The organism is Pollutimonas bauzanensis (genome assembly GCF_040393045.1).
In the GTDB taxonomy this organism is placed as follows: Bacteria; Pseudomonadota; Gammaproteobacteria; order Burkholderiales; family Burkholderiaceae_B; genus Pollutimonas; species Pollutimonas bauzanensis_A.
Map to the genome: position 1 here is coordinate 1 of NZ_JBEBUX010000063.1, position 22,281 is coordinate 22,281.

Below are 22,281 nucleotides of genomic sequence, written 5' to 3' on the forward strand. Positions count from 1 at the left end.
CGCAGCCTGGTAGCGCATCTGGTTTGGGACCAGAGGGTCGTAGGTTCGAATCCTATCGCCCCGACCACTACAGCAGAAAAGAAATCAAGGGTTTACATGGATTCCATGTAGGCCCTTTTTCTTTGCCGCAAAGGTTTTCTTTCATTGCGCTTAGGTAGCAATCCGCCACTCGTTGAATTATCTGATTGACTTATTTTTTAGTATTACTTAGGGTAGAACGACCGTTCACAGCGCCCGTCCACGGCCGCGCGGCCAAGACCAAGAATACGGAGACAATAACCATGACCATAAAACAAAGCATTTCAATGCTGACGGCAGCAATAGCACTGGGCGTAGTCAGTTCCGCCTCAGCAGCGATTTCCGGGGATACGATAAAAATCGGCCTGATCACCGACTTGTCAGGCATCTATTCCGATATTTCCGGCAAAGGGCATATCGAAGCCATCAATATGGCAATTGAGGATTTCGGCGGTACGCTCAACGGCAAAAAAATCGAATTGATCTACGCCGACCACTTGAACAAGGCCGACATTGCGTCCAGCATGGCGCGCGAATGGCTGGATCAACAAGGCGTAGACGTATTGATGTCCGGCGCCAGCTCGGCCGCCAGCTTGGCAATATCCAAGGTAGCAGCGGAAAAGAAGAAACCCTTCTTTGTCATCTCTACCGGTACTTCACGATTTACTAATGAAGAGTGCACCCCTTACACGACCCATTACGGATACGATACCGTCGCCATGGCCAAAGGCACTGGCTCGGCCGTCGTCAAGCAAGGCGGGAAGTCCTGGTATTTCATGACTGCGGACTATGCATTCGGCCATTCGCTGGAAGCGGATACAACCAAGGTCATCAAAGCAGCCGGAGGGGAAGTGCTGGGGGCGGTCAGGCATCCCCTGGCGGCATCAGACTTCTCGTCATTTATCCTCCAGGCGCAAGGGAGCAAAGCACAAATCCTCGGACTAGCCAACGCGACTGGCGATACCGTCAACACCATTAAAGCAGCCAATGCGTTCGGACTGAACAAGACGATGAAACTCGCCGGCCTGGTGATGTTTGTGACTGACGTTCACTCGCTGGGCCTTGAGCTTACCCAAGGCATGTACTTGGTCGACAACTGGTACTGGGATCAGGACGAAGCATCCAGGAAATGGGCGAAACGGTTTGAAAAGAAACTCAACAAAATGCCCGTCAGCAACCAGGCCGCAGGCTATTCGGCAACGCTGCAATATCTGAATGCAGTAAAAGCAGTCGACAGCGATGACGCCGAGAAAGTCCTGCAATACATGAAGCAAATGAAAATCAACGATATGTACATCAAGAATGGATATATCCGGGGTGACGGGCGCGTGATGTACGACATGTACCTCATGCAGGTCAAAACGCCGGAAGAATCCAAGTATCCATGGGATTACGTAAAAATCGTAGAGACGGTTCCTGCCGAACAGGCCTTCACCACGAAAGCCGAATCGAAATGTACGCTTTGGCAATAATCAGGATCGTTGCGGCCCGCGGCGTTATGCTCGCGGGTCGCTGCTGTAGCAGCTTGGGTAGCTAAGAGCGCCCCTCAGCCGCGCGCCACTGCGCTACCGCGTTGCGTAATTCGCGGCGGATCACCTTGCCTGTAGTCGTCATGGGCAATTCATCAACAAAGAAAATCTCGCGCGGATATTCATGCGCGGCAAGCCTGACTTTGACATGCTCCTGAATTTCCCGCTTCAAGGCATCGCTTGAACCTTGGCCGTCTTGCAGCACAATAATTGCCACCACAATTTCTGTTCGCTGCGCGTCTGGAGCACCTACGACAGCAGCCATTTTCACGGCAGGATGCTGAAGAAGCGTATCTTCGATCTCGCCGGGACCGATACGGTAGCCCGCCGAAGTAATAACGTCATCGTCACGGCCCACGAAATGAATATAGCCCTCGCTATCCATCATGCCGGTATCGCCCGTCAACAACCAATCGCCAGCAAACTTCGCAGCAGTTGCCTTGGGATTATTCCAATAACCCAAAAACATCACTGGATCTGGGCGATGGACCGCAATATTGCCTGTAGCGCCTGGAGCGGCTAACTGGCCTGCTCCGTCGACAATGGCGACGCGGTGGCCTGGTACCGGGCGACCTATGGCGCCGGCCCGAGTGGGCATGAGGTCAGCGCATGACGACACCGTCATATTGCACTCCGTCTGCCCATAAAATTCGTTGATCGTCAGGCCGAAAGTACGCCGCCCCCAATCAAGCAGTTCAGCACCCAAAGTTTCACCGCCGCTAGCGACTGACCTGAGCTGGTAATTCCAGCGGCTTTCCGGATTCGCGACAGAGCGCATCATCTTTAATGCCGTCGGCGGTAAAAATGTATTGCGGATGCCAAAATCCTGCATAAGCTGGAAAGCCGCCTCGGGGGTAAATTTCTGGAAGCGATGCGCAACCACGGCAACACCATGGTGCCACGCAGGCAACAGCACATCAAAAAGGCCGCCGATCCAGGCCCAGTCCGCCGGCGTCCACATTCGATCGCCTTCACCAGGAAAGAGATTGTGCGAAATTTCTACCCCCGGCAAATGGCCCAGCAGCACCCGGTGGGCGTGCAAAGCCCCTTTGGGCTGGCCTGTTGTTCCAGACGTATAAATGATAACGGCGGGATCGTCGGCAGCCGTGTCAATGGCGGAAAACGCATCGCTGTGGCCAGCCATTTCCCGGTGCAGATCCAAAGCGCCGGGCGTAGCGCCATCGATATTGAACACCACCTCCAGCCCGGGTAAGCGATCCCGAATTTCCGCCAGCTTGGCCGCCCCTTCGTTGTTGGTGATAACCACCTTCGCGCCACTGTCGGCCAGCCGGTATTGCAGCGCTTCAGCGCCGAACAACGAAAACAGAGGAACCGCGATACATCCCGATTTGTAGGCAGCGATATGCGCAATGGCAGTCACGGGGTCCTGCGGCAATAACACCCCTATCCTGTCGCCCTGCGCCACGCCGCGGCTAGCCAACAAATTGGCGAGCTGGTTCGAAGCAGTATGAATCTGCCCAAACGTATAGTTCCTCGCCTCGCCGTTATGCCCCACGTGAATCAACGCCAGCCGGCCGGGTTCTTTCTCGGCCCATTTGGTGCAAACATCCTCGCCAATGTTGTAGCGCAATGGGATGATCCACTCAAACCGCTCAACAATATCGTCATAGCTTACTGGTGTCGTTGGCAACATGGCGCTTCCCCGGGATGATAGCTATCTAGGCTGGATGAAATGTTTTGGTTTGTACTTAGTTGGTGAACAGCAAAGTATATTGAATGCCGCCAGCCAACACAAAAAAGTACTGAGGCATGCACGTCACGGAGATGCCAACGGCGCCGGCACAACAGAAACCCCCTGCGCTACCGCGGCATCGTGCTGCGCCTGCATGGCGCGTTGAAAGCCTTCGCGGCCTTGCAAGCGTTGCCAATACTCGCGCACTGCGGCGGGAAACTGACTTTCGAGGTCGAGGTAATTGGCCAGCATCAATGCATAGCCGACCGAAATATCCGCAGCTGTAAATCGATCGGCACAAAGGTATGGTTGGCTGGAAAGCACGGTATCGATAGCTCGAAGCCGAGCCAGAAACCAGCGCTTATAGTCTTCTTCGACCTGAGGGTTGCGGCGTTCTGGCGGCTCGAAGCGCCCATAGCGCAGCACGAGAGTCTGAGGGAAAGTCAGCGTCGCCTCCCCGAAATGCAGCCAGTTCAAGTACGCACCGTAGTCCCGTTCGTCGCTTCTGACGTCCAGGGAGGTCGGGCCATAGCGCGAAACCAGGTATTGGCACATAGCTGCCGACTCAGTCATACGGACTTGACCATCGAATAGCGCCGGCACAGTGCCCAGCGCATTGATCTGCAAATATTCGCGAGCGGCGAATCGAGGTGGAAACGGCAGCATCTTAAGTTCATAGTCCACCCCGCATTCTTCGAGCGCCCACAATGGCCTGAATGAACGGGCGCTAATGCAATGATACAAGGTGATCATGAATTAGTTTGTCTCTCGAAGGTTTCGGTATAGGGAAGCCAGCACAACTGGTTTTGAGTTTATCTCAATATGCCTTTCTTCTCGTATGATAGGCCGAGCTATACGATGTTCGGCCCCGCAGATAAGCGACCTACTGCAGCTCACCAACATAACAACCCAGAAACCGCCTCAATATCCCCGCCGAATAAAAGCTCGCCACTTGTGCCAGGAAAGCCCCGAAATCAATGCCTGCCGTACAATCGGCGCGGTCGGAAATCGTACGCAATACACCGCATGGCACGCCGTACTCGTAACAAATCTGCGCCACCGCGGCACCTTCCATTTCTACGCACAAGGCATCGGGCAAATCTTTTCGAAGCGCTGCCACCGCAGCCGTATCGCTGACGAAAACATCCCCACTGATAATGGTTCCGCTGTGTACAGCAGGCTTGTCAACACCAAAACTGTTCCGGGTAACCGCCGAAATTTGATTCGGCAGATCTTCATTCAGATACTCGTTCGCACACTGAGCCAGCAGTGCAGCCAGGCGGGCATCCGCATCGAAATAACTCCGCCCCAGTAAAGGGACCTCGTATTGCGCAAACAAGGGCCGCGCGTCCAGGTCGTGCTGTAGCAGCGACTTTGCCACGACCACATCACCTACTCGTACATGGTCGGCGACAGCACCAGCCAGCCCGGTGAAAACTACGACACTGGCTTTAAACTCGCGTATCAGTGTTACTGCGGTTGCCGCCGCGGCAACTTTGCCCACCCGGGCCAGCACCAGCACACACTTGCGCCCCGAAAGCATGCCGACATGATAATCGCGCTGTCCGATACGATGCGTTACCACATCGGGCCCCATCGCCGTCAACAATGTGGCAATCTCGTCATGCAGTGCGGCTAGGATTCCTATCGTGCTCATCTACAATCGTCCAGGATCAATTCATGCAACGCGCATTTAAACACGGACCACGATCACATTTTTCTTTCGTCTTACCCAAAGCCATGAAACACATACTTGCCTTGCTATTTCTCACTGCTGCCAGCGTCATGGCCAATACAGCCCATGCCGAGAACATCGGCTGCGTCAGCACCACATGGCGCGTTGTCAATAACGATAAGGTCTGTGTGCAGTCCTTTAAGGACCCCGACATCGAAGGCGTAGCCTGCCACGTGTCCTATGCTCAAACCGGCGGCATCTCGGGCGCGCTCGGTTTCGCGGAAGATCCTTCGCGGTTTTCGATTTCCTGCCGTCAGGCCGGCCCCATAGTTGCCAAGAAACCCATTCCGAAAAAACAGGAAGAAGTCTTCACGCAGCGAATGAGCTTCTTATTCAAAGGCCTGAATGTATCAAGACTGGTTGATACTGAAAACAATTCCCTGGTCTATCTGATCGTCAGCGAAAAAGTGATCGAAGGTTCGCCCTTCAATAGCATTTCGACCGTACCCCTTATGCCATGGGGCACGCAGGCGCCCCAGTTTCAGCTCAAGTAGCACGCAGAAAATCAAGCACCCTGCATCCAGCGCTGCAAGCCATCCACCCATGATTTCGCCGGCAGGCCTATGCCTTGCTGAATATCGGAAGCGCGCAAATAGAGCTGGTCGAAATCGACCGTGGGCGCCTTCTTGAAGGCAATTGCCACCACATTGCCATCATGAACCTCGGGCAGCCAGGCCACCGCTTCAAAGGCATGCGACATGGCTTCCAGGTTGACACCATGATCCGGATAATCGCAGAACAGGTTTACCGTCATCATGCCGTCAGGCTTCAAGCAATCGGCGCATGCCTGATAAAACTCGACCGACTGGAACACCGGCGCCTGTGCCTGCTCATCATATAAATCGACCTGCAACACATCGACAGCGGCACGGTTAGCCGAATCCGTCACAAAATCCATGGCATCCATCTGGACAACGTGCAACCTGTCATCGTTAGGCGGCAAGCCAAACAAGGCTTCGCAAGTTGTAATCACCGTCGCGTTCAATTCGATCGCAGTGACATGGGCATCCGGGAAGTGACGGTAACAAAACTTGGTCAGTGCCCCTGCCCCCAGGCCAAGCTGGACAATGCGCTGTGGTCGCAGACTGAAAAGTGTCCACATCATCATCTGCTGCACATATTCGAGTTCGAGCGCGTCCGGGGCTGCCAGGCGCATAGCTCCTTGCACCCATTTAGTACCCAAATGCAGGCAACGTACGCCATCTACTTCCGAAATCGTCACATCACTCATGTTAGTATCAAGCTCACTTTTTATATTTAGCCAGACTATATCGCTATGCAAAATCTACCCTCCTGCCCGCAGTGCACCATGGAACATACCTATCCCGATGGAGATAATTACGTTTGTCCCGATTGCGCATATGAATGGCCAATGGCGGCGCCAGGCTCCGATGAAGACAGCGACAGCGCCATCATCAAAGATAGCAATAATAATCCGCTAAGCGATGGCGACGCGGTCATTCTTATCAAGGACCTGAAGGTAAAGGGTTCGTCGATTACCTTGAAAAAAGGCACCAAGGTCAAAAGCATACGGCTGGTATCCGGCGATCACGAGGTCGACTGCAAGATAGACGGCACGAGCTTCATGTTGAAAGCCTGTTTTCTGAAGAAAGCCTAAAACAGCCTTCCCTGTCGCCGCGCAGCACCGGTCGATTTAAGCCCTGCAGTGCTCTGGCAGTTCCCACGGCATGGCCGTGCCGTGCGTCGCACAAGCGGTAATGGCGGCAACAGCGGGTTCGATGTCGATGTTGCGCTCCGCAAGCCAGGTATCGCTGTAATAGGTTTGAAGATAGCGCTCGCCGCCGTCGCACAGCACCATTACGATCGATCCTTCCTGCCCGGCTTCATGCATTTCGCGCGCAAGCTGCAATGCGGCAATGAAATTGGTGCCTGTGGAGCCGCCGCAACGACGGCCCAGGCTTTTTTCCAAATAGCGCAGTGCGCCCAGCGACGTAATATCGGGCACCTTGATCATACGATCGATGATGCTGGGCGTAAACGAGCGCTCTACCCGCGGCCGGCCGATGCCTTCGATCAGCGACCCTGCCTCAAGTTCCAACGTATTGTCGCCTGTAACGTAGGCGTCGAAGAACACCGAATTCTCGGGGTCGGCGGCGCACACGCGGGTCTCGAATGTCTGGTAGCGGATATATCGGCCGATTGTCGCCGTGGTGCCGCCTGTACCGCAACTGCAGACCACCCACTTAGGCATTGGATGGGGTTCCTGGCGCATCTGGCTGAAAATCGACTCGGCAATATTGTTGTTGCTGCGCCAGTCAGTGGCGCGCTCGGCATAGGTGAACTGATCCATATAATGGCCACCTAATTCACGCGCCAGACGCTCGGATTCCCCGTAGATCTCGCGACCCGAGTTCACCAGGTGGCATCGCCCGCCATAGAATTCGATGGCCGCGATTTTTTCTTGCGACGTGCTTTTCGGAATGACCGCGATAAACGGCAAGCCAATCAGTCGGGCGAAATAAGCTTCGGACACCGCGGTAGAGCCAGAAGAAGCTTCAATCACCGTGCTGTGCTCGTTTAGCCACCCATTACACAAGGCGTACAAAAACAACGAACGGGCCAGCCTGTGCTTGAGGCTGCCCGTAGGATGGCTGGACTCATCCTTAAGATACAGCTCCACACCAGGGTAGGCCGGCAACTGCAAGGGGATCAGGTGGGTATCGGCCGAGCGATTGAAATCGGCTTCGATCTTGCGAACTGCTTGTTGTACCCATACCCTGTTAACGCTCATCATGTTGTGCCCTTGCCTATCTAAATGGAATTTTGCTGCGCTATGCTACCAGCATTGAAGCGACTTAAGGCATCAACAAGCGCCAGGCAAGGCGCGCCGCAACACGTGCGGTGTGGTGATCAATATCAAAGACGGGGTTCATTTCAGCAATGTCGGCCAACCGCAACTTGCCCGACGCTTTGATCCGCGCCACGAACGCCTCAACCACACTCAACGGCACCCCATACGCCGCCGGCGCCGAAACCCCGGGGGCCACGGCGGCAGGCAGCACATCCAGATCAATCGTCAGGTAGACATGGCCGGCCGTCTCCAGCAGCCCATCCAATTGAGCCAAACGCTCGTCAAGATGACGCTCTTGCATGTCGGTGTCTTCTTCATAGACCGCGCCGAGTTGCTCAGCGTGTTCGAACAAACCTCGTGTATTGCCCAGCCTGGAAATACCGAAACACGCGTAAGTCACCGGCTGCTGATGTTCTTGGCAGAACTCCAGGATTTGATCGAATGGCGTACCCGAACTCCCCGGACGGCTCGTTCTCAAATCGAAATGCGCATCCATATTCACGATCAGGACCGGCGGCTTGGCGCCCTCGCCGCCCGCTGTTTCCGCGTTCAGTTTGCTCAGGTACTGGGCCAGGCCTTGAAAGCTGCCCCAGGCGATTTCATGGCCGCCCCCCAACACCACCGGCCGGGCACCTGCAGCAAGTATCTGACCGACACGATCACCCAAAGCGGCTTGCGCCGCTTCCAATGCGTCGCCTTCACATGCGATATCGCCCGCGTCCCAGAATTGCTCGAGCTCGTGGGCAGGCAGGCCGGCAAGCATGTTTCGTATGGCTAGCGGGCCAGAAGCGGCGCCAAGACGGCCCTTATTGCGCTTGACCCCGGCATCGCTGGCAAAACCCAAGAGCACAGAACTGCCGGCCGTATAACCAGACGCTTCAACCTTTACGACCTGAAATAATCGCCGCGTATCGCCTTGCTCGGATGCGTCATTGCGGCCTTGCCAGGGGCCTTGAGCTATGTTCATGATACTGAGTCCTCGTTCTTTAGCACCGCTTGCAAAAAAGCCCGCGTACGTTCTTCCTTCGGGCGTTTGAAAATCACCTCTGGCACATCAGCCTCGATGATGCGCCCGCCGTCCATCACAACGACCATGTCCGCCATTTCCTTGGCAAAACCCATTTCATGGGTCACCACCATCATGGTCATGCCTTCCTTGGCCAAAAGCTTCATGACGCTTAACACCTCCCCCACCAGCTCAGGATCGAGCGCTGACGTGGGTTCGTCAAACAACATCACTTTAGGTTCCATGGCAAGCGCGCGGGCGATAGCGACCCGCTGCTTTTGCCCGCCGGACAAACTGGCCGGCATGGCGTGCGCCTTTTCAGCCAGCCCTACTTTGTTCAGCAAACCCATGGACAAGGTTTCCGCCTGGGCGGCACTCATGCCCCGCAAGGTCTTGGGGCCGACCGCGACGTTTTCCAGAGCGGTCAAATGAGGAAACAAATTGAACGACTGAAAAACCATGCCTACCTGAGTACGCAGATTATTAAGCGCTTTCTCGGGCAGAATGACGCCGTTCTCGATTAGCCGTTGACCGCAGATATCGATAGTGCCTTGCTGGGCCAATTCCAGGCCGTTGCAGCAACGCAGCAAGGTGCTTTTGCCAGAGCCGCTAGGCCCGATAACTACCACCACTTGCGAAAGGTCCACCTCCAGGTCCACACCCTTTAACACCTGATTGCTGCCAAACGACTTATACAACTGATTGATTCTGATCATGGCCGGACTTGTCATTGCACCATACCTCCCGCTTTTAAACGCAATTCAATACGGCGCAAAATAACCGTGGTGAAAGTCGTCATTAGCCAATAGATCACAGCAATGACTAAATAAATTTCCAGGGAGCGGTAGGAAACGCTGATGATTTTCTGACCTTCATGCATCAAATCGTGAATCGTCAGCAGCGACACCAGCGCTGAATTCTTGATCAGCGATATGAACTCATTGCCCAAAGGCGGGATCATGCGTACAAAAGCCTGGGGCAAAATAATTTTGAACATGGCTTGTGAAGACGACATGCCCAGCGAACGTGCGGCTTCCATTTGCCCCCGGTCTATCGACTGGATGGCGCCACGTACGATTTCCGACACATAAGATGCCGAATACATGCCCAGGCCAAGAACGCCGCAGGCAAACGCCGGCAATAAAATACCAAAGCGGGGCAAGCCGAAAAACCAGATGAACAACTGCACCAACAATGGCGTACCGCGGAAACACGACAAATAGATCGAACAAAAACCGTACAAAATCTTGCGCTGCGGATTCAACCGGCCTATACCGATCAACAAACCCAGGAAACACGACAAGACCAGCGCGCAAACCGTCACCTCCACGGTGACGGTTGCTCCACTCAGCAAGGCCTCCCAATCGGCAACTGCCGGAGTGAAATCAAAGTTCATTTAGCATCGCCTTCAAACCATTTATCAACAATCTTCTGGTAGGTGCCATTAGCCTTGAGGCGCTTCAATGCCGCATTGAAATCTTTCGTCAGCTCAGGCTGGTTCTTGCTTACCGCAATACCGTACTCTTCAGTAGTGATCTGCTCATCCAATACCGTCAGGTCGGGATGCGCCTGCGCATACAGCTTGGCCGCTGGCTTACCGGTAACTGCCGCGTCCGAGCGGCCGATGCCCACCAGATTGAACATCTCTTCATTCTTCTCGACCTCGACACGCTGCACTTTGGGATAGCTGTCTTGCAGATACCTGACCGACTTGGTGCCTACCTGCACAGAGACTTTCTTCCCGTCCAAATCTTTCAGCGACTTGATGGGACCTTCCTTCTTGGTCAAGACGACCAGCCCGCCGGCATAATATGAATCGGTGAAATCAACGACCTTCTTGCGCTCGTCAGTAATGTAGATGGCCGACACAGCAGCGTCCGCACGCCCGGATAGCACCGCGGGAACCAAGCCTTTGAAGTCGATATCGGTCCACTCCAGTTTTTTGCCCATTTCCTTGACCAGGGCTTCGGTAAGCTCGATATCAAAGCCGGTGCGCTGACCGGATTTGGTGAACTCCATGGGAGGAAAAGTCGGGTCGGTAACGATGCGTACGGTATCGGAAGCGGCGTTGCCGATGGCTGCAAAGCTGCTTAACGAAACGACGAGAAGTGTGGCCAATAGCGATTTGCGTGATGTCATGACAACTCCATTTTCACTGAACGAGTTAAAGGCTTTGAAGCCTTGAAGAAATACGCGATGCGACACGCACCGTCATATCGGTAAAAAATTGCATGCGATTGCTGATACGCGTGTTGGGAACCATCAGCGTCACAACGGCCGCCGCATGGCTGCTTTGCTGAAATATTGGTGCGCTGATGCCCCACACTCCGACATCGACCTCGCTATCGGACGTGGCATAGCCTTGCGCCTTTATGGCGGCCAATTCGGCGGTCAGCCGTAAGCTTTCCTCGGCATTAATGGTCTGCTCCTGCACCAGCCGCTTCAGTGCCGCAGTCTGTCCATCGCGGCTCATGAAAGCCAGTAGTGCTTTGGCTGAAGCGCCTCTGCATAAAGGCAGGCCGCGCCCTTTTACAAATGAACAGCGTAAAGGCTGCTGGCTTTCCACCATGTCCAGGCAAACTGCCTGATTATTTGCAGCGACCAACAGGCCTATGGACTCACCACTGCTACGCGAGAGTTGCTCAAGCTCCACATGGGCTTCTTGCACCAGATAAGAGGACTGGTCGAACCCCCAGGCCAACGGCAGACACATGGGACCCGGCGCATAACCATTGTTGCCGTCCACCACAAACCCCCATCGTTTCAATAAGGCCAACTGTCTGTAGAGTGTGCTTTGCGCCAGACCGGTCTCTGCGACCAGCTCGGCCATCGATACCGAACGCTCCAGCCTCGCGAACGTCGCCAACACGAATAACACGCGTTCGGCGCCGCCTTTAGTCACCTGTTCTTGAAGATGCATGAATGTGTGCCCGGAAACCAAGCTCGGAGTAATTGGATTTCTGCTGTGAGACGCGATCAAGAATATAGAAAAATTCCCAAAAAATGCAACACTAATTCCCAATTTTTGAGAATTAAAGGGGAAACCCTTAGCATTATTTTTGAAAATCGCCAGGCAGGCTATCTATACTCACCGGACCATTGTTTTACCGAAAGGCCACTTGCATGCTGCTTTCCCTTGAACTCTTGAATAACTTGGCACAACAGCATGGCGATGAGATCGCTATCGAAGATGCCGCCAGCCAAGTCAGCTATACCGAACTGGTAACGGCAGTCAATGCGCTTGCCGTGGCGCTGCAAGTCAAAGATCCCACGCCGGGGTCCCGCGTCGGCCTGTGCGCCGCCAACTCCATGGAATACATCGTCAGCATGCTCGCCATCCTGGCGGCCGGAAAAGTGCTGGTGCCCATGAACTGCCATGGCACGTCCGAGCAAATGCACCAGATTCTCGTGGACACCCATCCCAGCACCATCATCGTCGACGATCTGGGCAACGAACTGATCAAAAGCGAAGACGAGCTGAAACTCCCGTTCTCGCAGTTCCCCGGCCTGGTCCTGACCTATCGCGACCAAGTGCCTTCTCACATAGTGGTATGAGGGTCCAGCGAATATAAGTAGTGGCGGAAACGATCGTAGTGGTTAACCAGATCGGCAACGACCTGGTCGGTGTGATAACCATAAATGTCGTAACCGCGCCCACCCTTATTCAGGAATACTTCGGTGCGATAGAAACGTTTATTTTCACCCTCGCGCCGGGCAGCATCGGATAAGGCAAAGGCCGGTATGGGCTGGCTGACCAATCGCACTGCATAAGTAAAATCCTCTGCGTCATCCCCATGGCGAATAACCAATTGCACGCCATCGTCGAGACGCAGCATTTCCGCCTGGATCTGACGCTTTTGCAATTCAGAAGTCACCATGCCAAAAGCCTCTGTAACCGTCTTGTCGATGAAGGTATTCGCCTGCGCCTTGGTCGGGTGACTGACAATGCTGCTAAGGCGTTGGCGCAGCGACAACCCGCCTTGAGAGGCGATCAGGGGTGCGGTCGGAAGACTGCGGCTGGCCTGTATCGAGACCTCGTCTCGCAGACCTTTGAGTATGCCGTAGCACATCAACAGCATGACGACACATAGCGGCAGCGCGGCAATCACCGCGACAGATTGAATCGCCTCAAGGCCGCCCGCCACAAGCAGGCAGGCCGCCACGCCGCCGCAAGCCAGCGCCCAAAAAATCCGCAGCCATAGCGGCGGCTCTTCATCGCCCTTGGAAGTGATCATGGCAATGACCAAAGCCCCCGCGTCGGATGCCGTCACGAAATAAACCGCGACCAAAATACCGGTGATCCAGGCCAGAAAAGTAGCCCAAGGCAGATAATCAAACACGGTAAACAAGGCCAGCGGCAAGTTGGCTGCTACCGTCTCCGAAATTTGGCCGTGCGCCACATTCATATCCAGCCATATTGCCAGATTGCCGAAAATGGTAAACCAGATAAAACTGAAGCCCGCCGGGGCGAACAAAACCCCTATCAGGAACTCCCGTATCGTGCGGCCACGGGATATACGCGCAATGAACATCCCGACAAACGGCGACCAGGAAATCCACCAACCCCAGTAAAACAGCGTCCAGTCCCCAACCCAGTCGGACGGCTCATAAGCGTAAATATGAAAAGTCCGGGCGACGAAGGCATGGAGATACAGGCCGATATTCTCGACAAACGCGCGCAGCAGGAACGTAGTGGGGCCAAGCGCGACAATGAGCAGCATCAAGAACGCCGACACGATGATGATCAGTTCACTTAGCCGCCTGATGCCATTGTCCAGCCCGGTTGCCACGGTAAAAGTCGCCAATAGCGTAACAATGGCAATCAAGATCAATTGTATGAACAGGCTTTGCGGCAACCCGAACAGGTAATTCATGCTGGCGTTCAGTTGCGACACGCCCAGCCCAAGAGATGTTGCCAGCCCGGCCAGAGTGCCGACCACCGCGAAGATATCGATGACATCGCCGATGGGGCCGTGAATACGATCGCCGATAATGGGATGGAAGGCCGACCGGATCGCCAAAGGCTGCCCTCGCCGATACCCGAAATACGCTAGCGCCAGTCCCAGAACCGCGTAGATCGCCCAGGCATGCACGCCCCAATGAAAAAAAGTGATCTCCATCGCATCACGTGCCGCTGCGGCGGTGCGCGGCGCAGCATCGGGAGGATGGGCAAAATGCATGATGGGTTCGGCCACGCCATAAAAGACAATGCCTATACCCATCCCGGCGCTAAACAGCATCGCCACCCAAGTGCCATATTTATAGTCGGGTACGGAATCATCGGGCCCCAGCTTGACCTTGCCCAGATTGCTCATGGCCAGTCCCAAAAGGAACACCACGAAAATGCCAACCGACAACATGTAGAACCAGCCGATCTCGTTGATGATCCACTTATTGATACCAGCGAACAGGGCTGCGGCGGCCGTAGGCTGAATCACTGCATACACAATAAGGCCCAGGGCAATGATTGCGGAGCCGATGAACGTAACTGGGGCGACACCACTGATATTCAATCGCAAGAAACGCTCCTGTTAGGGAAAAGAACGCATACAACACTGGCCATGCGCAATTTTTGAGCAGAGGTAAGGGCTTGCCCTAGCTTATTCCGGGATGCAATAGCGTGCAAATGAAATTTGCGAATTTCAGTCAAACAAATCCTTCCAGGCCCAGAGGCAACCAGACCTGCTCCTATAATGAGGCGCTCGGCCATCATGGCATTCGCTTTCAATACTACGGAACCTCATTATGTCTCCTGCCTCTCTCGATGAACTGGGAAAACTGACTCTGCGCCTGACCATAGGCATACTCCTGCTGATGCATGGCATCGCCAAGTTGCTTCATGGCGTGGGGCCTATCGAAGGCATGATGGTGGCTCGCGGCCTGCCTGCTTTTCTTGGATGGGCCGTCTATGTTGGCGAGCTGTTGGCGCCGTTGTTATTGATTTTCGGTGTCTATACGCGCCTGGGCGGGCTCTTGATCTTCATTAATATGATCGTCGCCATCGCGCTTGCCCATACCGGACACCTCTCCCAGATAACCGGCACCGGTGGCTGGCGGCTTGAACTGCAAGGCTTGTACCTGTTTGGCGGCTTGGCGGTTGCGTTCTTTGGCGCTGGCCGCTACAGCGTCGGAGGCAAAGGGGGCCGCTGGAATTAGCTGGTGAACCCCTGCACGCCGATAAGAAGCTGAACAAGGAATCCGAATATGAATACGCTTCAACGCAAACCGCGCATAGGCCTTGCATTAGGCAGCGGGTCGGCTCGCGGCTGGGCTCACATCGGCGTCATCCAGGCACTTGAACAGGCAGGCGTGCGCCCCGACATTGTGTGCGGCACCTCTATCGGCGCGCTGGTAGGCGCGGCCTATTCGGTAGGCGAGTTGGACCGTTTCGAAAAATGGGTGCTGGGCCTGGGCTTTAAAGATATCGTGTCGTTCATGGACTTGCGCCTGAACGGCGGAATGCTAAAAGGCGAACGCCTGATGGCATTCTTTCGGCGCAATTTCATCGACTATCCCATAGAGTCGCTGAAGATGCCTTTCGGAGCTGTCGCTACAGCACTACATTCGGGAAACGAGGTGTGGTTGCGCAATGGCCCAACGGTCGACGTCGTACGGGCTTCCATTGCCCTGCCCGGGCTGTTTTCACCGGTTTGGCACGACGGGCAATTGCTGGTCGACGGCGGACTCGTCAACCCTGTACCGGTGTCGCTGGCGCGTGCCATGGGTGCCGACATAATCATAGCGGTCGACCTTAACTCCGACATTCTGGGCCGGCATCTGAATCGCAATGCTCAGCAAGAACCCGTCGACCCGGTTGGCAACGCATGGATGCGCAAACTGCAGCAAAATCTCAGCACGCTGCTGCCCGAGCCAACCGCCGATGAGCAACGGCTGCCATCAATGCTTGATGTTGTGGCCACCAGCCTGAATATCATGCAGGTACGCATTACCCGCAGCCGCATGGCGGGCGATCCTCCTGACATCGTCATAGCGCCAAGGCTCGCCCATCTGGGATTGCTGGATTTTCACAGGGCCAAAACAGCCATCGACGAAGGCCGCCGCGCCGCCAGCGCTTGTATTCCCAATCTGGTTGAACTTGGCTTAACGCAGACAACTACACACCATCGCCCTGGGAAAGCTTGACGAAATCACTAGGGGTAATGCCAAGGTTTTTTCGGAACATCGCGGTAAAAGCGCTTTGCGTCTGGTAGCCCAGGTCAAGGGCAATGCTGAGCACCTGCCGCCCTTCCGCCAGCCACTCCAGCGCGGTCAGCAGCTTGGCCTGCTGCCGCCACTGGATAAACGACATGCCCAATTCGCGAACAAACAGGCGATGCAAGGTGCGCTGGTCGTAGCCCAGATCCCTGGACCACTCCTGTAGGGTGGTCATGTCATCAAGATGCTCCTGGATATGGCTGCAGATTCGGGCCAGGCGGTGATCTCGCGGTACAGGCAGATGCAAGGGCAAGTCCGAATAGCCATTGACCTCTTCGAGCAGCAAATCTATCAGCAATAAGGTTCGCCGGCACGGCTTGGCCCTGACGGGAGTAATCGCCATGGCGGTGATGACTTCCCGGAATAGCGGCGAAACCGAAAGCATGCGGCTGTCGGTCGGAAAGCCTGGGAAGACATCGGGATTGATAAATACCGACCGCAGTTGCACTTTGCCCAGCATGCGCACTTTGTGCCTAACGTTAGGCGCCAGCCAAAGCGCCCGCCCTGGCGGAACAACCCAATACCCATCAGTACTTGCCACCACCATCACGCCACTCAGGGCGAATTTCAGTTCGCCCATATCGTGGCCATGGCCGGTCAGCACGGTCGAGTCTGCAAAGTCCCGACTAAGGCCGCCTACCAGCACACCGGTGCCTACCGCAGCACCGGCATTGAGTTGCGACATCATAACGAATACCTATCCCCCGCATACCGGTCTGTCGCGGCATATCCATAATGATTCTAATAGGACGCGTATTTATAGCCATGGAGGAAAACCCCTGCTATACAAAGCACCTAATCAATACACGTCGGTGAACTGTTTGAGCACATCGGGATTCTCAAGCGTGGAAACGTCCTGGGTTACCTCCTGTCCTTCTGCCACAACGCGCAATAGACGCCGCAGAATTTTCCCCGACCGGGTCTTGGGCAAATTGTTCCCGAACCGAATGTCGCGCGGCTTGGCTATCGGCCCCACCTCGCTCGCCACCCAGTCGCGCAGTTCTTTAGCCAGGGCATCGGCCTTCTTGCCTTCCGGCACCTGGCCTTTCAGAATCACAAATGCCACGATGGCCTCACCCGTTGTCGCATCGGGGCGGCCTACAACGGCTGCCTCTGCCACCAGTTGATGCGCCACCAGAGCAGATTCGATTTCAGTGCCGCCAAGACGATGTCCGGAAACACTGAGCACATCATCGGTGCGACCCATGATCCAGTAATAGCCATCGTTATCGCGCTGCGCATTGTCGCCGGCCATGTAATAGCCTTTGAGTTCAGGCGGGAAATAGCTGCTTTTGAAGCGCTCCGAATCGCCCCACACGTTCCGTATCATGGCGGGCCAGGGCCGCTTGATGACCAGATAGCCCCCGCGCCCGTTAGGAATATCTTCACCGGCCTCGTTGACGATACCCGCTGATATACCTGGTAACGGAAAAGTGCATGAGCCCGGCTTAAGCGGCGTCGCTCCGGGCAAGGGCGTAAGAATATGCCCGCCGGTTTCCGTTTGCCACCAGGTATCGACAATCGGGCATCGGCTGTTACCCACATTGTTGTGATACCAGATCCAGGCTTCGGGATTGATAGGTTCCCCTACCGAGCCTAGCAACCGCAAACTGGACAGGTCATAACGCTGCGGATGCGTAGCCGGGCTGACTTGGGCAGCCTTGATCAGCGAGCGAATGGCGGTTGGCGCCGTATAAAAAATGCTGACTTTATGACGCTGGATCATTTCCCAGAAACGGCCGGCGTGAGGGTAAGTGGGTATGCCCTCGAACACCACTTGGGTCATACCTGCCGCCAAGGTGCCGTAGGCAATATAAGTATGGCCAGTAACCCAACCCACATCTGCGGTACACCAGAAGACATCGTCCGGCCGGGCATCGAATACCCATTTGGAAGTTAACGAGGCCCAAAGCAAATACCCTGCGGACGAGTGCTGCACCCCTTTCGGCTTTCCTGTAGAACCCGAGGTGTACAAGATAAACAAGGGATGTTCGGCCTCGACCGGAACAGGTTCACACACATCGGATTGCCCTGCTTCCAGTTCATGCAGCCACACATCGCGGCTATCGTTCCAGTCCACCTGCGTGCCGGCACGCTTGTACACGATCACTTTCTTGACGATATCGCCACCCTCGTCGGCAAGGGCTTCATCGACCGCGGACTTCAGCGCAATGGGCCGCCCTCCGCGCAATTGCGCGTCGGCGGTAATGACCAGTGTCGCGCCAACATCCACAATGCGCTGATTCAGGCTCTTGGACGAAAAGCCGCCAAATACGACTGAATGGGTGACCCCAAGCCTTGCGCACGCCTGCATCGCAGCGATCGCCTCGATGGACATGGGCAAGTAAATAATCGCCCTGTCCCCCTTGCCATAACCCAAGGACTTAATGCCATTGGCGATGCGGCACACGCGAGCATGCAACTGCCGATAAGAGATATGTTCGACCGCGCCGTCATCGGCCTCGAAGATAATGGCGCTCTTGTCGGCATTGCCGTTTTCAAGATGAACATCCAGGCAATTTTCGGAAACGTTCAGCTCGCCGTCTTCGAACCAGGTGTAGAACGGCGCTTGCGATTCATCCAATATCTTGGTGAAGGGCTTACGCCACTGTAAATGCTCATTGGCCAGACGCCCCCAAAATCCTTCGGGATCGCGGTCGGCCTCTTCGCATAGCGCTTTATAGTCTTCCATGCCCGATATCGCCGCGCCTTCAACGGCAGCGCGGGACGGCGGAAAAATCCGATCTTCCACGAGAATGGAATCAATAGTAGACGACATTACATACACTCCTGCATTGACTGAAACATGACTCAGGCAGCAGCGCCCAGATAACGATTCATGATTTCCGGCTTCTGCTGCAGCTCGGCGGTGGTGCCTCCGAACACCACATGACCTGTATTCAAAAGATAACAACGGCTGGCCATTGACAGCGCGGCAGCCACGTTTTGCTCGACAACCACTATGGTTCGTCCTTGCTGTGCAAGATCCTGGCATACCTTCATCAAGTCGCGCACGATGAGCGGGGCCAGTCCCTCGAAAGGCTCATCAAGCAGAATCAATTGCGCATCGCGGATCATGGCCCGCGCAATGGCAACCATCTGCTGCTCGCCACCCGACAGCTCGCGTCCCTTGTTATTTCGCCGTTCGTCCAAACGCGGAAACGTCCGGTAGATTTCAGAGAAACTCAGAGGACTCTTCGCCGTCATCGCCGCGAGCTGCAAATTTTCGTGAACAGTAATGCCCCCGATTACCCGCCGCTCCTCCGGCACCAATTGCAAGCCCAGCCGGGCTATCAGATGCGCCGGCATCTGCTGCGTTGGCGTTCCATTGAATGTGATAGTGCCCGATTGCGGCGTCAAGGCACCCGCTATGCTTTTCAACAGCGTGGATTTACCCGCGCCATTGCGACCCAGCAATGCCACCACTTCATTTTTTTGGACGTTGAGCGACACGTCGAACAAGATGTGCGAATCACCGTAAAAGGTGTTGATACCATTGACTTCGAGCAGACTCATGATTCGTCTACGCCTCCTAAATAGGCTTCCTGGACTGCCTTGCTGTTGCGTATTTCTTCGGGCGTACCTTCCGCAAGGAAATTGCCGTCATACAGGACAGTGATTTTGTCGGCCAATTCGAACATGGCATCCATATCGTGCTCGACGATCAGAACAGTTCTTCCACGCCGTATGCTCTTCAGCAGGGCAACGGTTTGCACACGTTCTTCCGGACTCATACCCGCCAAAGGCTCATCCAGCAACAAGACGTTTGCACCGGTCGCCAGCGCCAGTCCAATTTCGACCCGCCGCTTTTCGCCGTACGACAATTCATGCACCAGCGTATCGGCCTTGTGAGAGAGCTCGACAAGTTCAAGTGCCGCCTCAACCTGTTGCCCGTAACCCGAAACGCCATTCAAGCTGGCCAACGCATCGAAGCGGAAAGAACCGCGTTGCTGGCCCAGCACCGACATAAGAATGTTTTGCCGCACCGTCAGGGCATCGAACAGTTCATTGACCTGATAGCTCTTGCTCATGCCCAACTGGCACACTTGCGTGACGCCTATGCCGGTAATATTGCTGCCACGCAGGAACACTTCGCCCGATGTCGGCTCGATCTCGCCCGCAAGCATTTTGAAGAACGTCGACTTGCCGGCACCGTTAGGGCCGATAAGGCCGCGCAGCTCGCCTTCTTCTATCGATATGGACACCCCCTTGACTGCCTTGAGACCGCCGTAGTGCTTGGCAATATTATTCGCTTGCAGCACTGGGGTACCCGCAGGTACAGGCTTTGCGTCCCGCATGACCAGTTGGGTGCTCTTGCGATGACTTGGTATGGTGCCTCCATTGCCCGCATCGATAGCCCGCGTCAGTCTGCGTGTCATGCGTTTGTCTCGCCAGGCTATGTACTCCCCGCAAATTCCCCGGCGGAACACGGTAACCAGCACGACAAAAATCACACCCAAGATCAGCCGCCAATACGCTCCGACCGCTTCCACGAACTGCAACACTTCGTACAAGTACAGCCAGATCAACGCGCCAAGCAAAGGTCCGAACAAGGTGCCTGAGCCGCCCATTACCGTCTGAATCACCAGTTCGGCGGAGGTATGCAGATTGAACGCATCTGGAGGCATGTAGCCTTGAAACAGGCCCAGCAGGCCGCCGGCCACACCACCATAGGCCGCAGCAACCACGAATACGGCTAGCTTATAACGCTGAATTCTATGGCCTACCGCCATGGCGCGCCTTGGATTGCCGCGGATAGCTGTCAACACCACGCCAAAGGGCGACAAGGCAATGCGCCGGGCGATAACAAACCCTATGAAAAACATGCCTGCGAGAAAGGTATACATAGGCCAGCCTGGCTGGATCAGTATGCTGTAGAAACCGAAGTCGAGCACCGGCTCGGGAATGCCCGGAATGCCGTTTTCACCGCCTGTCCATTCGCGCAACGGCCCGAACTCAAGGAAGTAAATCATTTCGGCAAAGGCCAGCGTACTCATCGCAAAGTAGATACCGCTACGTCGCAGGGTAAGGTAGCCAATCAGCAAGCCCAACACCGAGGCCACCAACATGGCTACCACCAATGCCAGCAGCATATTGGGAATCAGCCCAGTGGTCAGCAGATAAGCGGTGACAAAACTGCCTGTGCCATAAAAAGCTGCCTGCCCGAATGAGAGCAAACCGGCGTAACCAAACAACAAGTCGAAACCCAGGCCGAACAGCCCCCAGATCAAGACACGGCCCAGCAAATCCGGTCCGGCCCCAATTAGGGGTGCCAGAAACGGCGCCACACCCAAGACAACCGCGGTGAAGAACTCGACGCGGTAGCGGCGGCGCATGCCGCCGACAGGTGCCGGCGCGGCATGTCCCAGGCCATTGGAAGCATTTGCTGCGGCATCGAGCGCCACAGAATCATTCGACTGGCTCATGCCCTACCCTCCACACCCAATAGACCCTGGGGTCGAAAAATAAGCACCAACGCCATCGCCGCGAACAGCATGACATCGGAATACACAGGATTGACAAGTGAAGTCAGGCTCAATATTTGTCCGGCGATCAAGCCGCCCAGAATGGCGCCGGGAAAAGAGCCCACGCCACCAAGCACAACCACCACAAAAGACTGAATCAGTATCCTGAAGCCCATGTCTGGCACGATGGAAACAATAGGCGCATAGATCATGCCGGCAAAACCCGCTGCCGCGGCGCCAACGCCAAACACGACGAGGAAAGCACGTTGTATATTGATGCCCAACAACCGAACCATCAGCGCGTCTTCAATGCCTGACCGAATAATCAAGCCAAGGCGTGTGCGGTACAGCACCATCCAGCAAAGCCCCAGAGCGCCGGCCGCTATTGCCAAAATCTGGATTCGATACAAGGGATACACGACAAACCCCATGTCGACCACGCCCTCGCCCCACGAGGGTATGGGCACACGCTGGCCAACGCCGCCGTATATGGCACGGATAACTTCAACCAACACAATACTGATGCCGAACGTGACCAGTATCTGATCTTCCACGGGGCGTCCGTAGAACCGCTTGATCAGTCCCCTTTCCATGATAAGTCCCACTAGCATCGCCGCTACAGCACCGCCAGCGATGCTAAGCACGAAAGAACCAGTGAAAGTAAACACGGAAAAGCCGGCATAAGCGCCCACCACAAACAATGCGCCATGCGCAAAGTTGATGACGCCGAGCGTGCCGTAAATAATAGTCAGACCGGCCGCAATGAGGGAGAGCAGCACCCCCAGCGCGAGACCATTGAACACTTGTG

22 protein-coding genes are annotated in these 22,281 nt (G+C 55.3%); 6 read left to right on the forward strand and 16 right to left on the reverse strand.

The genetic code is table 11. The annotated features are described in order from the left end of the window. Positions 1-281: 281 nt before the first annotated feature. A complete protein-coding gene (locus ABWO67_RS11325; protein WP_353151817.1) occupies positions 282-1,490 on the forward strand; it encodes an ABC transporter substrate-binding protein in 1,209 nt (402 codons plus the stop codon). Between the two features lie 61 nt (positions 1,491-1,551). Here ABWO67_RS11325 and ABWO67_RS11330 read toward each other — a convergent pair whose 3' ends face one another. From ABWO67_RS11330 to ABWO67_RS11340, 3 genes are all read right to left on the reverse strand, one after another. Continuing rightward, positions 1,552-3,201, reverse strand: coding sequence for an acyl-CoA synthetase (locus ABWO67_RS11330; protein ID WP_353151818.1), 1,650 nt, complete (start codon positions 3,199-3,201; stop codon positions 1,552-1,554). A 123-nt stretch (positions 3,202-3,324) separates the two neighbouring features. Then, positions 3,325-3,993 carry a glutathione S-transferase family protein gene (locus tag ABWO67_RS11335; protein ID WP_353151819.1) on the reverse strand — a complete coding sequence of 223 codons (669 nt, stop codon included), beginning with the start codon at positions 3,991-3,993 and terminating at the stop codon, positions 3,325-3,327. Between the two features lie 130 nt (positions 3,994-4,123). Next, positions 4,124-4,897 (reverse strand): 5'-methylthioadenosine/adenosylhomocysteine nucleosidase, encoded by a 774-nt coding sequence (locus ABWO67_RS11340; protein WP_353151820.1) that lies wholly within the window; start codon positions 4,895-4,897, stop codon positions 4,124-4,126. A gap of 83 nt (positions 4,898-4,980) precedes the next feature. Here ABWO67_RS11340 and ABWO67_RS11345 point away from each other — a divergent pair, with 83 nt between their 5' ends. Continuing rightward, the gene (locus ABWO67_RS11345; RefSeq protein WP_353151821.1) at positions 4,981-5,469 is read left to right on the forward strand and encodes a CreA family protein; all 489 of its coding nucleotides are present in this window, start codon (positions 4,981-4,983) and stop codon (positions 5,467-5,469) included. An 11-nt stretch (positions 5,470-5,480) separates the two neighbouring features. Here ABWO67_RS11345 and ABWO67_RS11350 read toward each other — a convergent pair whose 3' ends face one another. Beyond that, positions 5,481-6,206: a spermine/spermidine synthase domain-containing protein gene (locus tag ABWO67_RS11350; protein WP_353151822.1), complete on the reverse strand. Its 726-nt coding sequence runs from the start codon at positions 6,204-6,206 to the stop codon at positions 5,481-5,483. 45 nt (positions 6,207-6,251) lie between these two features. On the opposite strand from ABWO67_RS11350, the gene ABWO67_RS11355 reads away from it, so the two are divergent. After that, positions 6,252-6,593 (forward strand): zinc ribbon domain-containing protein YjdM, encoded by a 342-nt coding sequence (locus ABWO67_RS11355; RefSeq protein WP_353151823.1) that lies wholly within the window; start codon positions 6,252-6,254, stop codon positions 6,591-6,593. 36 nt (positions 6,594-6,629) lie between these two features. On the opposite strand, the gene ABWO67_RS11360 is transcribed toward ABWO67_RS11355, so the two are convergent. The 6 genes from ABWO67_RS11360 to ABWO67_RS11385 all read right to left on the reverse strand — a co-directional run bounded on the left by ABWO67_RS11360 (position 6,630) and on the right by ABWO67_RS11385 (position 11,713). Then, complete coding sequence (locus tag ABWO67_RS11360) at positions 6,630-7,730, reverse strand: PLP-dependent cysteine synthase family protein (protein ID WP_353151824.1); 1,101 nt, start codon at positions 7,728-7,730, stop codon at positions 6,630-6,632. Between the two features lie 61 nt (positions 7,731-7,791). Further along, positions 7,792-8,754, reverse strand: coding sequence for a formimidoylglutamase (gene hutG / locus ABWO67_RS11365; protein ID WP_353151825.1), 963 nt, complete (start codon positions 8,752-8,754; stop codon positions 7,792-7,794). Next, a complete protein-coding gene (locus ABWO67_RS11370; protein WP_353151826.1) occupies positions 8,751-9,524 on the reverse strand; it encodes an amino acid ABC transporter ATP-binding protein in 774 nt (257 codons plus the stop codon). The genes hutG and ABWO67_RS11370 overlap by 4 nt, the downstream gene beginning before the upstream one ends. After that, positions 9,521-10,189: an amino acid ABC transporter permease gene (locus ABWO67_RS11375; RefSeq protein WP_353151827.1), complete on the reverse strand. Its 669-nt coding sequence runs from the start codon at positions 10,187-10,189 to the stop codon at positions 9,521-9,523. Before ABWO67_RS11375 ends, ABWO67_RS11370 begins: the two co-directional genes overlap by 4 nt. Then, positions 10,186-10,932 carry a transporter substrate-binding domain-containing protein gene (locus tag ABWO67_RS11380; RefSeq protein WP_353151828.1) on the reverse strand — a complete coding sequence of 249 codons (747 nt, stop codon included), beginning with the start codon at positions 10,930-10,932 and terminating at the stop codon, positions 10,186-10,188. Before ABWO67_RS11380 ends, ABWO67_RS11375 begins: the two co-directional genes overlap by 4 nt. A gap of 25 nt (positions 10,933-10,957) precedes the next feature. Continuing rightward, a complete protein-coding gene (locus ABWO67_RS11385) occupies positions 10,958-11,713 on the reverse strand; it encodes an IclR family transcriptional regulator (RefSeq protein ID WP_353151829.1) in 756 nt (251 codons plus the stop codon). Between the two features lie 203 nt (positions 11,714-11,916). Here ABWO67_RS11385 and ABWO67_RS11390 point away from each other — a divergent pair, with 203 nt between their 5' ends. Then, positions 11,917-12,348 carry an AMP-binding protein gene (locus ABWO67_RS11390; RefSeq protein ID WP_353151830.1) on the forward strand — a complete coding sequence of 144 codons (432 nt, stop codon included), beginning with the start codon at positions 11,917-11,919 and terminating at the stop codon, positions 12,346-12,348. Here ABWO67_RS11390 and ABWO67_RS11395 read toward each other — a convergent pair. After that, the gene (locus tag ABWO67_RS11395) at positions 12,333-14,312 is read right to left on the reverse strand and encodes a BCCT family transporter (protein WP_353151831.1); all 1,980 of its coding nucleotides are present in this window, start codon (positions 14,310-14,312) and stop codon (positions 12,333-12,335) included. The two genes, ABWO67_RS11390 and ABWO67_RS11395, sit on opposite strands and share 16 nt — an antisense overlap. Positions 14,313-14,538: 226 nt before the next feature. On the opposite strand from ABWO67_RS11395, the gene ABWO67_RS11400 reads away from it, so the two are divergent. After that, positions 14,539-14,949 (forward strand): DoxX family protein, encoded by a 411-nt coding sequence (locus ABWO67_RS11400; RefSeq protein ID WP_353151832.1) that lies wholly within the window; start codon positions 14,539-14,541, stop codon positions 14,947-14,949. Positions 14,950-14,997: 48 nt separating this feature from the next. Further along, positions 14,998-15,936 (forward strand): patatin-like phospholipase RssA, encoded by a 939-nt coding sequence (rssA, locus tag ABWO67_RS11405; protein ID WP_353151833.1) that lies wholly within the window; start codon positions 14,998-15,000, stop codon positions 15,934-15,936. Here rssA and ABWO67_RS11410 read toward each other — a convergent pair. The 5 genes from ABWO67_RS11410 to ABWO67_RS11430 form a co-directional block, all read right to left on the reverse strand. After that, entirely contained in the window at positions 15,908-16,696 is a 789-nt protein-coding gene (locus tag ABWO67_RS11410; protein ID WP_353151834.1) for an AraC family transcriptional regulator, read from the reverse strand. The two genes, rssA and ABWO67_RS11410, sit on opposite strands and share 29 nt — an antisense overlap. 111 nt (positions 16,697-16,807) lie before the next feature. After that, a complete protein-coding gene (gene acs / locus ABWO67_RS11415; protein WP_353151835.1) occupies positions 16,808-18,787 on the reverse strand; it encodes an acetate--CoA ligase in 1,980 nt (659 codons plus the stop codon). A 32-nt stretch (positions 18,788-18,819) separates the two neighbouring features. Beyond that, positions 18,820-19,524 carry an ABC transporter ATP-binding protein gene (locus ABWO67_RS11420; protein WP_353151836.1) on the reverse strand — a complete coding sequence of 235 codons (705 nt, stop codon included), beginning with the start codon at positions 19,522-19,524 and terminating at the stop codon, positions 18,820-18,822. Next, the gene (locus ABWO67_RS11425) at positions 19,521-21,434 is read right to left on the reverse strand and encodes a branched-chain amino acid ABC transporter ATP-binding protein/permease (protein WP_353151837.1); all 1,914 of its coding nucleotides are present in this window, start codon (positions 21,432-21,434) and stop codon (positions 19,521-19,523) included. Before ABWO67_RS11425 ends, ABWO67_RS11420 begins: the two co-directional genes overlap by 4 nt. Then, positions 21,431-22,281: branched-chain amino acid ABC transporter permease (locus ABWO67_RS11430; protein ID WP_353151838.1), on the reverse strand; the 851-nt coding region annotated here is incomplete at its 5' end. The genes ABWO67_RS11430 and ABWO67_RS11425, both read right to left, overlap by 4 nt.